Annotated in this window: 10 protein-coding genes and 1 tRNA gene; 6 read left to right on the top strand and 5 right to left on the bottom strand. The window is 70.9% G+C overall.

The window, feature by feature from the left end:
- The first annotated feature begins 109 nt into the window (after positions 1–109).
- A complete protein-coding gene (locus G6O68_RS14110) occupies positions 110–1,327 on the top strand; it encodes a Gfo/Idh/MocA family protein (RefSeq protein WP_165248803.1) in 1,218 nt (405 codons plus the stop codon).
- Positions 1,328–1,395: 68 nt separating this feature from the next.
- Here the strand turns inward: G6O68_RS14110 and G6O68_RS14105 are convergent, their stop codons facing one another.
- The 4 genes from G6O68_RS14105 to G6O68_RS14090 form a co-directional block, all read right to left on the bottom strand.
- Positions 1,396–1,986, bottom strand: a complete 591-nt coding sequence (locus G6O68_RS14105; protein WP_240911178.1) for a DUF2239 family protein — start codon at positions 1,984–1,986, stop codon at positions 1,396–1,398.
- 84 nt (positions 1,987–2,070) lie between these two features.
- Positions 2,071–2,730 carry a hypothetical protein gene (locus tag G6O68_RS14100; protein ID WP_165248800.1) on the bottom strand — a complete coding sequence of 220 codons (660 nt, stop codon included), beginning with the start codon at positions 2,728–2,730 and terminating at the stop codon, positions 2,071–2,073.
- Positions 2,731–3,038: 308 nt separating this feature from the next.
- Positions 3,039–4,145 (bottom strand): slipin family protein, encoded by a 1,107-nt coding sequence (locus tag G6O68_RS14095; protein WP_165248798.1) that lies wholly within the window; start codon positions 4,143–4,145, stop codon positions 3,039–3,041.
- Positions 4,146–4,751: 606 nt separating this feature from the next.
- A tRNA-Cys gene (locus tag G6O68_RS14090) sits at positions 4,752–4,822 on the bottom strand.
- 572 nt (positions 4,823–5,394) lie between these two features.
- Between G6O68_RS14090 and G6O68_RS14085 the strand changes: the two genes are divergently transcribed.
- From G6O68_RS14085 to G6O68_RS14075, 3 genes are all read left to right on the top strand, one after another.
- Positions 5,395–6,345 (top strand): DUF1559 family PulG-like putative transporter, encoded by a 951-nt coding sequence (locus tag G6O68_RS14085; RefSeq protein WP_165248919.1) that lies wholly within the window; start codon positions 5,395–5,397, stop codon positions 6,343–6,345.
- Between the two features lie 186 nt (positions 6,346–6,531).
- A complete protein-coding gene (locus G6O68_RS33265; protein WP_165248796.1) occupies positions 6,532–8,148 on the top strand; it encodes a hypothetical protein in 1,617 nt (538 codons plus the stop codon).
- 24 nt (positions 8,149–8,172) lie between these two features.
- Complete coding sequence (locus G6O68_RS14075) at positions 8,173–9,075, top strand: Zn-dependent dipeptidase, microsomal dipeptidase (protein ID WP_165248794.1); 903 nt, start codon at positions 8,173–8,175, stop codon at positions 9,073–9,075.
- Positions 9,076–9,088: 13 nt separating this feature from the next.
- On the opposite strand, the gene G6O68_RS14070 is transcribed toward G6O68_RS14075, so the two are convergent.
- Entirely contained in the window at positions 9,089–9,898 is an 810-nt protein-coding gene (locus tag G6O68_RS14070) for a HEAT repeat domain-containing protein (RefSeq protein ID WP_165248792.1), read from the bottom strand.
- Positions 9,899–10,248: 350 nt separating this feature from the next.
- On the opposite strand from G6O68_RS14070, the gene groES reads away from it, so the two are divergent.
- Together groES and groL are read left to right on the top strand one after the other, a co-directional pair.
- On the top strand, positions 10,249–10,539 hold the full coding sequence (gene groES, locus G6O68_RS14065; RefSeq protein ID WP_165248790.1) for a co-chaperone GroES: 291 nt from the start codon (positions 10,249–10,251) through the stop codon (positions 10,537–10,539).
- A 73-nt stretch (positions 10,540–10,612) separates the two neighbouring features.
- Complete coding sequence (groL, locus tag G6O68_RS14060) at positions 10,613–12,238, top strand: chaperonin GroEL (protein WP_165248788.1); 1,626 nt, start codon at positions 10,613–10,615, stop codon at positions 12,236–12,238.
- Positions 12,239–12,326: the final 88 nt, after the last annotated feature.

The raw sequence follows: 12,326 nt of genomic DNA, 5'->3' as shown, positions 1-12,326 counted from the left end.
CCTCAAGATCCGATCCGAGACGAACGGGCCCCGATCGACCGAGTATGATGGGGCCTTCCCGGGCTTCGACCACTCCGGATCGTACCTTCCAACCCAGCGGAGCAAGAGCATGGCGAATCGTCGCGATTTCCTGGGGACCCTGGCGGCGGGCGCGGCCCTGGCGGGCGCGGGCGCCTCGGCCAGGGCGTCGGCGGCCGGCCGGGTGATCGGCGCGAACGACCGGATCCGGTTCGGCCTGATCGGGGCCGGCTCGCGCGGCAAGGAGATCCTCAAGGCGGCGCTCACCTGCCCGAACGTCGAGGTCGTCTCGGTCGCCGACGTCTACACGGCGCGGTTCGACGAGGCGAAGAAGATCGCCCCGGGCGTCGCGACCACCCAGGACCACCGCAAGCTCCTGGAAGACGCGTCGATCGACGCGGTGCTCATCGCCTCGCCCCAGCACCTGCACGCGCGCCACTTCGTCGACGCCATCCGGGCCGGCAAGGACGTGTATCAGGAGAAGACGATGGCCTTCAACGCCGAGCACGCGCGCCAGATGCGCAACGCGCTCGACGGCTCGGGTCGGGTCGTCCAGGTCGGGCTCCAGTGGAACTCCAGCGGCGGCGTGCAGAAGGTCCGCGAGCGGGTGAAGTCGGGCGAGCTGGGGGCGATCTCGCTCCTGGAGACCCACCACTTCCGCCAGACCCCGTACGGCGGCTGGATGCGCGAGGTCCCCAAGGACTTCGACGCCTCGCAGGTCGACTGGGACGCCTTCCAGGGGGACGCGAAGCGGGTCCCGTTCGACGCCGACCGGTTCCTCAACTGGCGGTTCTACTGGGACTACTCCGGCGGCAACGTCTACGAGAACATGGTCCACATCGCGGCCTTCTGGTTCGCCGCGCTCGACCTCTCGATCCCGGAGACCGTCAGCTCCACCGGCGGCAACTTCCAGTCCCCCAAGATGAGCCCACCCGACGCCTTCCAGGTGACGATGAAGCACCCGGAGAACGTCCTGTTCACCTTCACCTCGATGTTCGGCAACGGCTTCTACGGCGAGGGCCGCAACCTGCTGTTCGGCACCAAGGGGACCCTGGTGCACTCGCTGGCCGACCTGATGCACGTCGTCCCCAACGGCACGAAGGTCGAGAGCGACGCCCCCAAGGGGAGCTTCAAGAACCCCACCGCGCAGCACCTCCAGAACTTCTTCGACTGCGTCCGCAGCCGGAGCGAGCCGACCTCCCCCTTCGAGCTGGGCTTCCGCACGGCCGTCGCCTGCCGCATGGCCGTCGAGGCCTACCGACGCGGCACGACCGTCCGCTGGGACCCCGCGACCGAGGAGATCGTCTGAACCGAACCCGCCCGGACCTCGGCCGCACCCGTGAGGCGTGCGGCCGAGGGATCGCCGGTCGTCCGGGTTCAGAAGGACGCGCGGGCCAGGGTCCGGGCGTACTCGCGGACGTCGAGCGGCCAGTCCTCGGTCTCGGCGGCGAACTTCGCGGCGTCGCCGGCGAACAGGGCGCGGCTGGCCTCCTCGAAGCCGGCGAGGTTGCCCCCCATCGCCACGAGGAACCGATACGCGCCTTCCCGCGCCTTGCGGACGCGGTCCTTATCGACGTTCCGCTTGCGGGCCTCCTCGACCAACTTGCGGAGCGCGACCGACGCCCCGCCCGGCTGCTCGCCGAGCCATTCCCAGTGGCGGGGCAGCAGCGTCACCTCGCGGGCGACCACGCCCAGCCGGGGCCGACCCGGCCCCCTCGGCTCGTCGGCCGGCCGAGCCTCGACGGCCGTGGCGGGCTCCGGCTCAAGCCGCGCCAGCACCTCGTCCAGGCTCCCCTCGAAATCCAGCTCGAACTGCTCGCCCGTGGCGTCGTCGAAGAGCAGCAGCAACTCGCGCGAGCCGGCGTCGAGCCGTCGCTTCACCGCCGACGCCACCTCCGCCAGCCCACCCCCGGCGATCCGCCGATCGCCCTCGAACGCCGTGCAGATCCGGCCACTCGTCTCGATCATCTTCATCCTCCCCGTCCGAGGTTTGCCCTGGTACGGAGGGATTTTATCCGGGTGAAACCTAAAGGCAATATCACCCGGGTAAAATCAGGCGGACTCGATCAGGTCGCTTCGAGCGCCCTGGAGCCGCCTGCGTCCGAGGAAGCCGCCGACGGCGACGACCGCGATGGTCGCCGAGGCGATCGAGGCCGGTTCGGGGACGATGGCGGGGAAGCCGGATGACTCGAGAAGCGTGACGCCGATCGCGTAGGTCCAGGTCCGGGACTCTCCGAAGTCATAGGCGGGGTCCGGGCCGTAGTAGCTCGCGCTGATGCGGATCGAAGACGGCCGCGAAGATCCGTCGGGGAGGAACACCCGGTCGAAGAGGCCGGCATGGGTCCCCGGGGATGCCGAGAAGACCCCAAGGATCCCTCCGCCGTATCCGCCGTCCGAGGCCAATTCCAGGGGCGTGTAGCCATAGCGCGCCGGGTTGTAATCGAGGGACTCCCCGAGAACGTTGGCCGGCTGGTCGATCTCGATCCGTCCGAACATCCAGCCTGCGCCCAGGCGGAGGCTCGTGTTCAACAGGAAGGTGCCTTGCAGGTCGGGATCGCCGGTGCCCAGGGTGTCGCCGGGTACGATTTCCCAGTCGAACTGGATGTCCTCGGCGCTCGCGGCGCTGGACAGGCCCAGGGCCAGGACGCAGGCCGCCACGACCTTCGCACCAAGACGGAGCGCCCGACCAAACGCAAGATCGCATGACGACATGGAGACACTCCTGATGACCATCCCGCGGCGACGACTCGATGCTTGGGTCGTCCGAGGCGGGCAGTGTACAGGAGAGCCGTTTCGGGTCCAACGATGGTGCGGAAATGAGACGCGTCGCGCCTTCATCTGGCCGCAAAGTGAAGACAAAAGCAACGATCGCGGCGACGGCCTGTTTAGATAACGAGCCGCATCGACCAGAAAGGCGGGGGCAGGCCACGCATGACGAGATCGCGAAACGTCGACCCATCCGGCGCAAAAAAACGGCCGGGCGACCGGACGACGCGGGGTCGTCGCGGCCGTCCGGCCGATCACAGCAGGTTCAGGACCTTGTCGGAGAGTCGGCCGTCGCCGAGCACCACCTTCAGGTCGCCGGCGACGGCGATCTTCTCCAGGACTTCCAGCTCGCGGAGCCGCATGAGGGTCGGGTTCTCGGCGAGCAGCCGCGCGGTGTTGGCCTGGCTCCGCAGCGCGGCGGTCTCCTCGCGACGGGTGATGAGGTCGGCCTCGGCGGCCTTGCGGGCCTCGGTCACCTTGTTCATCAGCTCCTTCATGTCGCCGGGGAGGATCAGGTCGCGGACGGCCAGCGCGGCGACCTCCAGGCCCAGCTCGGCGGCCCGGGGGGCGAGCAGGCCGGCGGCCTCGACGGCCACGGCCTGCTTGTCGGCGAGCAGGGCGTCCAGGTCGCGCCCGCCGACCACCGCCCGGAGCGCCAGCTGCGCCTCGCGGTAGAGGGCCTGCTTGAAGTCGTCCACGGCGCAGACCGCCTTGCGGGGGTCGACCACGCGGAACGTCGCCAGGGCGTTGATCCGCAGCGAGACCTTGTCGGCGCTCATGATCTCCTGGCCGGCGACGTCCAGGGTCGCCTCGCGGAGGTCGACCTCGACGACCCGGACGTCGGCCGCCCCGCGCCAGAAGGCCCAGGGGCCGGGTTCGAGCCCCCCGGCGAACCGGCCGTCGAGGAAGAGCACCCCCACGCAGCCCCGGCCCACCGCGCCGATCTCAAGGTACGAGGCCGCCGTCATGTGGCGGAGGACGACCTTCGCCTCGTCGTGTTCGAACCGGGGCGTGCGGGCGTCGACCACCTCGAAGCGGACCCGGCGGGGCTCCAGCCAGAAGGCGTGCAGCCCCTCGGGGAGGATCGCCGCGAACCGGCCGTCGATCCAGACCAGGGCCCGCTGGCCGTCCTGGAGGTCGATCACCTGCGCGAAGCCCTTCAGCTCGCCCGACTTCGCGATCAGGTCGAGGCTGTCGTGCCGCAGGAACGGCGCCCGGCGCGAGACCACCTCGACCTTCACCTTGCCGAAGGGGTCGAAGAACCAGTGGTCGCCGGGCGTGAGCAGGCCCCGGAACTCGCCGTCGCGGAAGTGGAGGCCCATCTCGAAGCTGTGGACCTTGAAGCGCTTGATGCAAAACATGACGGAGCCTCCCGCCCGGACCGCGTCCGGACGTTGATTTCAGGGATCGTTCATGGGATGAAAACCGGGTTCGGGTGCGGGAAAGGCCTCCGGGGGGCGGGACGGCCGACGGTCACCCGTCGGGCCGCGGGGCCTCGCTTGAGCCCCGGCGGACGTCGGGTCGGGCGTCGTCCGGGACGGCGGCCGCGGCGAAGGGCCGGCTCGCGCCGGGCCCGTTCGACCGATCCGCCGCCCCTCGCGACGCCTTCGCCGACGCCCGTTCGGGGCGGATCCGCGAAGGTCGCAGGGCGGTCGTCGAGGCCGCCCGCGACGGGCCTCTCGGCGTCGTCGCGGGCCGACCGTCGGGCCGACCGCCCCCCTCGGGCGTCCATGGTCAAAGACGTCAACAGCGTCTCTGGAGACGTGCCGGGGTCAGCCGGCGCGTCGGGGTGGGCAGGATTCGAACCTGCTACACTCAGATCCTAAGTCTGATGCTCTACCAGTTGAGCTACCACTGCTACGGCCTCGCCCTCGTTTGCAATCCCCCGCGCGGGACGCGCCTCGCCGACCGCAAACGCGGGGCGGGAGCGCCGTGGGGCCGACGAGGCCGACAGCTTGCTTGAGAAGAGACGCCGGTGGGAGTCGAACCCACTTGCACCGGGTTGCAGCCGGTCGCCTGGCCGTCTGGCTCCCGCGTCTTGTGTTCGGAAGAAACGCGCGACTTGTCAAAGATCGGGACGGCCCGGGGAACGAAGCGGCCCGGCGTCCTCACGAGACGCCGGGCCGCCGCGACCGGAGGCATCCGGGGCTGCGCGGGGCGGCGTCATGGCCGGAAGCTCCAGCGCGGGCGGCGGCCGACGGGCCTTCGGCGTCGACCTTGATCCTGGGGGCCGGGCGGTCGTATCGGCGTCTTCATGGGCGGCGGCCCTCCGTTCCGGGTCGTGCATGGCTCGTCAAGCTCCCGAGAGACGCGGCCCGCCGCCCGGAAGTTCGCGCGACGCGTCCCGGACCAGCTGAAATCGCCCGCCGGGCGAACGCCGCGGGCAGGGGCGGGGATCTCGAAACCAATGACGCCCCTCACTCCACGCCGCCGAGACGGGGACCTTGAGAGGATCGGTTCCGGGCGCCGCACAGGAGAGCTCTTGGGTCCCAGATGCCTCCCCTCGCCGTTCGGCGGCGCCGAGTGGAGAATGTCAAAATTATCGACCGACGTCGGCGAATATCCCGTGTTTGAGATCCATTCACGTCGAACCGACCCGGAGGACTCGCGATGCCCCCAACCGACCGCCCCCGCGGATTCACGCTGATCGAGTTGCTCGCCGTCGTCTTCATCGTCGCGATCCTTATCGCCCTGCTGCTCCCCGCCGTGCAGGCCTCGCGCGAGGCGGCCCGACGGGTCCAGTGCGCGAACAACTTGAAGCAGATCGGCCTGGCCTTGAACGGTTATGCGACGACAGCGGGGAGCCTGCCGCCGGGATGGCTCTGGAACGGGATGTCGTTCTACGTCCCGCTCCTGCCGGAGTTGGGCCAGTCGGCCTTGTACAACTCGATGAACGCCTCCGCGCACGTCTCGATCGCGTTCGACTATCCCCCGGGCACCCCGATCGACGCCCACTACACGGCGGCCGTCACGCGGCTGTCCGTCCTCGCCTGCCCGAGCGATCGGTCGTCCCCCTGGAACTCGGCGACGACCGGCTACGCCGGGTCGATCGGGCACGGCGCCCAGGACCGGCCCCGTTCCGCCGCCGGGGCGTTCGACGCGTGGCATCCGGGTGCCGCCGTGTCGCTCGTCCAGATCACCGACGGCACGTCGCACACCGCGGCCGTCTCGGAATGGGTCCTGGGCGAGGGGCTGCGGGTCTCGTCGAACAGCAAGGGGAACATCTACGCGGTCCCGGAAGACGGCGACTTCGGCCGTTTCGTCGAGGCGTGCGACGCCAGCGTGGGCGTCCATCCGCCGTTGGGGAACGGCAAGCGCTGCTTCTGGCTGCAGACGGGCCTCTCACAGACGCTCTACAACCACAACCAGGGGATCGGCAAGCCCTCCTGCGGGCGCAATGCGGACTCCGGCTCCTGGACCGCGGCGAGCCTCCACGCCGGGGGGGCCCATTCCCTGGCGGTCGACGGCCACGTCGCGTTCCACAAGGAGTCGATGGCGCGCGAGGTCTGGCGGGCGTTGGGCACACGGGCCGGCGGCGAGCCCGGCCTCGCCGCGGAATGACCGGCCGACCAAGGGGGACCGAACGCCCGCCGGGGGGGGGCTCCGGCGGGGCGTCCGGCCCTGCTATCATGGAAGAGGCCCGACGCCGCGAGGCATCCGGCCCGCGCCTCGGGCGGGTGCCCTAGGCCGACCCCGGCCTCCCGGCCGGGCGCGGGCGTGCCCCGGCTCGACAACCCCCGAGGCTGCATGAGGCGCAAAGAGAGGCGGAGACCTCGCCACGTCGCGATCCTGACGCTGCTGGCCCTGGCGACGTCCGCCCGCGCCGGCGACGCGGAGATCGAGCCGGCGGTGGTGGTGCGGGCGATCCGGCCGGACCGGCAGGCGGAGGCGGTGCTCGGGCTGTTCGAGGGCTCGAGGGCGGCGCACCCGGCGGCGGCGATGGCGGCCTGGCGACGGGCGACGGGGGACGCGAACGCGCTCGGCAAGCCGATCCAGGCCGTCGCGGCGATCTTCAACCCCGAGATGGCGGCCGAGTGGCGGGCCTTCCGCGACGCCGAGCTGGCCCTCGGCCTCGACCCCGCCGGCGGCGTCCGTTGGTCCGCCACGGTCCCGCACGATGGCGGCGAAGTCGCCGCGGTGGTCACGTCGCTTCGGCTGTCGGGCGGTGGCGACGAGCCTCCCCTGGGCGAGCCGCCGCTGGCCGTCGCGCGACTCGGGCCCCCCGGCGCGACGCTGGCGGCCGAATCGCCGCACGGGACGGCTTTCGCGAGCGATCGCGACGAACTCGCGGCGGCGCTCGCGCGGTTGCCGAAGTCCCGCTTCCCCGGCGACGGGCCGCTCGAATTGCTCCCGATCGCTCCCGAGGAGTCCGGCTTCCGCATCGACTTCTTGCCGGGTCGTCTGCCGGCCGACCTCGGCGAAATCCCGGGACGAGAACGGCTGATCCGGGCGGCGAAGGCGACGGGCCTGGAGGCGGTCGCCGGATTCCTGAGCCTTCGCGACGACCACCTGGACCTCGACCTCGCCTCGCGGTTCGACGCGTCCAATCCGGCCCTCCTGGAGACGCCCCCGCTCGACCCTTCCTGGCTGTCGTGGATGCCGGCCGGGTCGACGCAGGCGGCGTTCGCCCTGGCGATGGGGCGTTCGCCGGCCTATCGCGACTCCCTGTTCGACGTGGCCGACCGCATCGACCGCGGAGAGCCCGATCGGGCGCAGCTCCAGCCGCTCCGGGTTCGGCTCAACCTGCTGGCGACCGTCCGGCGCGTCCGGCTCGAAGTCGACCTCTGGCCCCTGCTGCGCGGGGTGAGCCTGGCGACCTTCGCCGACGCCGAGTCGCCCGGGACGACCGCCGGCGCGATCCTCGCGCTGCATTCGGACGGGCCCGAGGAGGCCGCGCGCATCCTGAAGCGCGTCGTGCTCCCGCTGGCCCCGCTGCTCGGCGGCGCGCCGGCGCAAGGTCCCGACGAAGCGGTCGTCCCGCTGGGGAGGGCGTCGGGCCGTCCCGTCGAGGCGACCGCGCGCGGGGCGACGGTCCTGATCGGCTGGGGAGTCGGGGCCGTCGCGACCGCGGTCCGGTCGGCGGAGGCCCCCGAGCGCTCGGCGGCGGCGTGGATCGGCGGGATGCAGGAGCGGCCGGTCGGCCGGGCGGGCGTGATCTGGCCGGGCCGGGCGGGCCTGCCGATCCCGGGCGTGGACGACCCGACGTCGGCCCTCGCGACCACGCTCGCCGAGGCCGCGCCGATCGTCTGGCGGGGGGGCTGGGAGGGCGGCCGGGCGTGGGACCTGATACGCTGGGGCGACCTCCGGCGGTCGGTCGCCCGGTTCCTGGAACGCGTCCCCCAGGCCCCGCCGGAAGCCCCCTGATCGCGATCGACGAGACTGACGGCCATGCCATTGATCGACCTGCGGTGCGACTGGGCCCTCCAGTACGCCGCCGAGAGCAGCCAGTACGACCCCGCCGCCTACGCCGAGATCCTCCCCCGGCTTCCGCGCCTGGACGGCTACCTGATGGGGACGTCGCTCGCCGTGCTCGGCTGCCGCCGCAAGCCGGCCGACTGGGCCGCCCAGGCCGACCCGTGGCACGCGCTGGGCGAGATGATCGCCCGCCACGCGGCCGAGTTCTCCGGCCGCCTGCTCGCCCTGCCCGACGACGCCGCCCGCTGGCGGGCCGAACCGCCGGGCTCGCTCTGCTGGGGCGTGCTCGCCGTCGACGGCCTCGAACACCTCGTCCGCTCGGCGGAAGACCTCGACCGGCTTCCCGGCCTGTTCGCGCGGGGCGTGCGCGTCTTCGGATCGCTCCACGGCGATCTCGGCCGCGCGCACCTCGAACGCCTGCTGGAGCTGGCCCCGGCGACGGGACCCCGCCCGGCGCTCGACCTGGCCGGCGGCGATTCCGATGGGATCGCGGTCGTCCTCGACTGGTTCGAGGCCGACGCGAGCCGGTCGGAGCGAATGCTGCTTTTCCACTCTCAGGGCGACGCGCTCGACGCGGATTCGGCCCGACGCCTCCGCGCCCTCGGCGGCGTGATCGGCGTCCGCCCGATCGGCTCGGCCGAAGTCTTTCGCGCGACTATCGAGGCCCTGGCCGCCTCCCCCTTCCGGGGCAAGGAGGGCTATGAAGGGATCGGCGTGGCGACCGACTTCCTCGGACTCGACGAGGTGCCGGCCGAGCTGGCGGACGTGGAGAAGCTCGAAGGCTGGATCGCCGAGACGTTCCCCCCCGAGGCCGCGTCGCTCCTGATCGCCGACAACGCCCGACGGCTGGCCCTGGCCGTCGCCGGGGCCTCCTGATCGGCCGGTCGCCTCAAGGGGCCGGCGCGAGGGCTTCCAGCCGCTCGCCGGCCCAGCGGCGGATTTCCGGGTCGTCGGCTTCGAGGGCGCCCCGCAGCGCGGCGACGACCGTCTCGGGCGCGGCGAATTCGATCAGCAGGTCGAGCGCAGCTCGGCGGCGTGCGGGCTGCTCAGATACGGCCAGGGGGACGAGGGCGGCGGCCAGCGGGCCGGTCGTCTTCAATCTCCGGATCCAAATGCGGGCCTGGTACGCCACGACCTCGTCCTCAGGGTCGGTCGCGCAGAGGGCAAGGACCGAGGCGGCGGATTGCGCGTCGCCGAGTTGGCAGAGCGAGATTCCGGCCACCAGCCGATTCATGGGATCGACGTCCCCCAGCGCCTTCCGCAGGGCGGCGACGACCTCCTCGTGCTCGGGCCCCCGATCATCCGGAGGGGCCACCATGCCGAGCACGGCGCAGGCCGAGTAGCGGACGTGTCGGTCGGGGTCGCCGACCTCGGCCAGGATCGCCGGGACGGCACGACGCGCCCGGCCGCCGTGCGTCCCCAGGGCCGAGATCGCATACTCGCGGACGCGCGGGCTCGGGTCGCCCAGAGTGCTGATCAGGACGTCGATCGCCGCCTCCGCCTCCCACGAAGGGACGCCGCCGAGGGCGCTCGCCGCCTCGCGCCGGAGGTAGGCGGGCTGGCCGGGGCGGAGCAGGCGGGCCAGCCGCCGGGTCGGGCTCAGGAAGTTCATCCCGGCCCAGGTCGCCGCCGCGCACAGCGCGACCAGCAGCACCATCGTGGAGAGTCGAAATCGCGGCCTCCCGAGCTTCCATCCCATGGCGATCCCCCCTTCGTCCCCGCACGACAATCTAGGACATTTGTCATACAGAATCCGGCCACGATTTGCCAGGGGAATCGCGGGCGGCAGGGCTGCCAAAATGACATGAGCCATCCGCCGGATACCGGGCCCGGCAGGTCGACCGGCAACTGACCCGGGACGCCCACCCATCACAAACCCTTAAACTTAAGGAACTTGCAACACAAACAAATCACCGGCACACTCCTTGCTTATGGGCAGGGGCAAGTCATGGTATCGCGCGGGCCGCGCCCCAGGGTTGGACGGGCGAGTGGCCTGGAGCGAGGTCGAGACGGATTCGAAGCAAGACGTCGAAGAGGAGTTCAGGACCGATGAATCTGAAGCCGTTGGGAGATCGCGTGGTCGTCGAGCGCGAAGAGGCCAAGGGGACCACCGCCGGCGGGATCGTGCTGCCGGAGACCGCCAAGGACAAGCCCCAGAAGGGGAAGGTCGTGTCGGTGGGCGAAGGCCGCGTGACCAAGGACGGCAAGCGTCGCGAGCTGCAGGTCAAGCCCGGCGACGTCGTGATCTTCACCTCGTACGCGGGCGAGGAGTTCAAGCTCGACGGCGAGAAGAAGGTCCTGCTCATGCGCGAGGACGACATCCTCGCGGTCGTCGGCTGATCGCTCGCTCGATCGGCCCCCCGAACACAGCTCACGAGACACATTCCCCTAGTGCTTTGGAGAAGAAGCTGACATGGCTGCCAAGATGATCGCGTTCGATCAGGAAGCGCGGCAGGCGATGCAGCGCGGGGTGGCGAAGCTCGCCCGCGCCGTCAAGGTGACGCTCGGCCCCCGCGGCCGCAACGTCATCATCCAGAAGTCGTTCGGCTCGCCGACGGTCACCAAGGACGGCGTCACCGTCGCCAAGGAGATCGAGCTGGAGGACAAGTACGAGGACATGGGCGCCAAGATGGTCAAGGAGGTCGCCAGCAAGACCTCCGACGTCGCCGGCGACGGCACGACCACGGCCACCGTCATGGCCGAGGCCATCTACAACGAGGGGCTCAAGGCGGTCGTCGCCGGCGTCAACCCGCTTCAGCTCAAGCGGGGCATGGACCGCGCGGTGGTCGACGTCGTCGCCGAGCTGCACAAGCTCTCGACCAAGATCTCCGACAAGAAGGAGACCCAGCAGGTCGCGACCGTCGCGTCGAACTTCGACGTCGAGGTCGGCTCGATGATCGCCGAGGCCACCGAGAAGGTCGGCAAGGACGGCGTCATCACGGTCGAGGAGGGCAAGACCCTCAAGACCGAGGTGGAGTGGGTCGAGGGCATGCAGTTCGACCGCGGCTACCTCAGCCCCTACTTCGTCACCAACCCGGCCGGCATGACCGCCGTCCTGGAGGACGCCTACATCCTGATCCACGAGAAGAAGATCTCGTCGGTCAAGGACCTCGTCCCGGTGCTGGAGAAGGTCGCCCAGACGGGCAAGCCGCTCCTGATCATCGCCGAGGACATCGAGGGCGAGGCGCTGGCCACCCTGGTCATCAACAAGCTCCGCGGCACCTTCCGCTGCGCCGCCGTCAAGGCCCCCGGCTACGGCGACCGCCGCAAGGCCATGCTCGAGGACATCGCCGTCCTGACCGGCGGCAAGCCGATCTTCGAGGCCCTCGGCGTCGAGCTGGAGAGCGTCACGCTCGAAGACCTCGGCCAGGCCAAGAAGGTCGAGATCGACAAGGACAACACCACGATCATCGAGGGCGCCGGCAGCGGCGACTCGATCAAGGGCCGCATCGAGGCCATCCGCCGCGAGATCGCCGACACCAAGAGCGACTACGACCGCGAGAAGCTCGAAGAGCGCCTCGCCAAGCTCGCCGGCGGCGTCGCCAAGATCAACGTCGGCGCGGCCACCGAGAGCGAGATGAAGGAGAAGAAGGCCCGCGTCGAGGACGCCCTGCACGCCACGCGTGCGGCCCTCGAAGAGGGCATCCTCCCCGGCGGCGGCGTCGCCCTGCTGCGGGCCGCCTCGCTCGTCAAGCCCGAAGGCCTGACCCACGACGAGCAGGTCGGCTACAACATCATCCTCCGCGCCACCGCCGCCCCGCTCTCGCAGATCGCCGAGAACGCCGGCCAGGACGGCGGCGTCGTCGTCAACAAGGTTCGCGAGGGCAAGGGCAACTTCGGCTACGACGCCCTGAAGGACGAGTACGTCGACATGGTCCAGGCCGGCATCATCGACCCGACCAAGGTCACCCGCTCGGCCCTCCAGCACGCCGCCAGCGTCTCCACGCTGCTGCTCACCTCCGACGCCCTCATCGCCGACGCCCCCGCGGACGGCGAGAAGAAGGGCGGCGGCCACGGCGGCTACGAAGACATGTATTGATCGATCGACTGATCGATCCATGCGAAATCCGAGGGGCGGGGGCCGGCGACGGCCCCCGCCTTTTTTCATGCGCTCGCGCCCGCACCCC

This window comes from Paludisphaera soli (assembly GCF_011064595.1).
Classification (GTDB): Bacteria; Planctomycetota; Planctomycetia; order Isosphaerales; family Isosphaeraceae; genus Paludisphaera; species Paludisphaera soli.
This window is presented reverse-complemented; position numbering and strand designations above follow the sequence as displayed.

Excerpts from the sequence above, each read along its gene's own strand:
- G6O68_RS14110 (WP_165248803.1), top strand. The coding sequence starts at position 110 with ATGGCGAATCGTCGCGATTTCCTGGGGACCCTGGCGGCGGGCGCGGCC.
- G6O68_RS14105 (WP_240911178.1), bottom strand. The coding sequence starts at position 1,986 with ATGATCGAGACGAGTGGCCGGATCTGCACGGCGTTCGAGGGCGATCGG.
- G6O68_RS14100 (WP_165248800.1), bottom strand. The coding sequence starts at position 2,730 with ATGTCGTCATGCGATCTTGCGTTTGGTCGGGCGCTCCGTCTTGGTGCG.
- G6O68_RS14095 (WP_165248798.1), bottom strand. The coding sequence starts at position 4,145 with ATGTTTTGCATCAAGCGCTTCAAGGTCCACAGCTTCGAGATGGGCCTC.
- G6O68_RS14085 (WP_165248919.1), top strand. The coding sequence starts at position 5,395 with ATGCCCCCAACCGACCGCCCCCGCGGATTCACGCTGATCGAGTTGCTC.
- G6O68_RS33265 (WP_165248796.1), top strand. The coding sequence starts at position 6,532 with ATGAGGCGCAAAGAGAGGCGGAGACCTCGCCACGTCGCGATCCTGACG.
- G6O68_RS14075 (WP_165248794.1), top strand. The coding sequence starts at position 8,173 with ATGCCATTGATCGACCTGCGGTGCGACTGGGCCCTCCAGTACGCCGCC.
- G6O68_RS14070 (WP_165248792.1), bottom strand. The coding sequence starts at position 9,898 with ATGGGATGGAAGCTCGGGAGGCCGCGATTTCGACTCTCCACGATGGTG.
- groES (WP_165248790.1), top strand. The coding sequence starts at position 10,249 with ATGAATCTGAAGCCGTTGGGAGATCGCGTGGTCGTCGAGCGCGAAGAG.
- groL (WP_165248788.1), top strand. The coding sequence starts at position 10,613 with ATGGCTGCCAAGATGATCGCGTTCGATCAGGAAGCGCGGCAGGCGATG.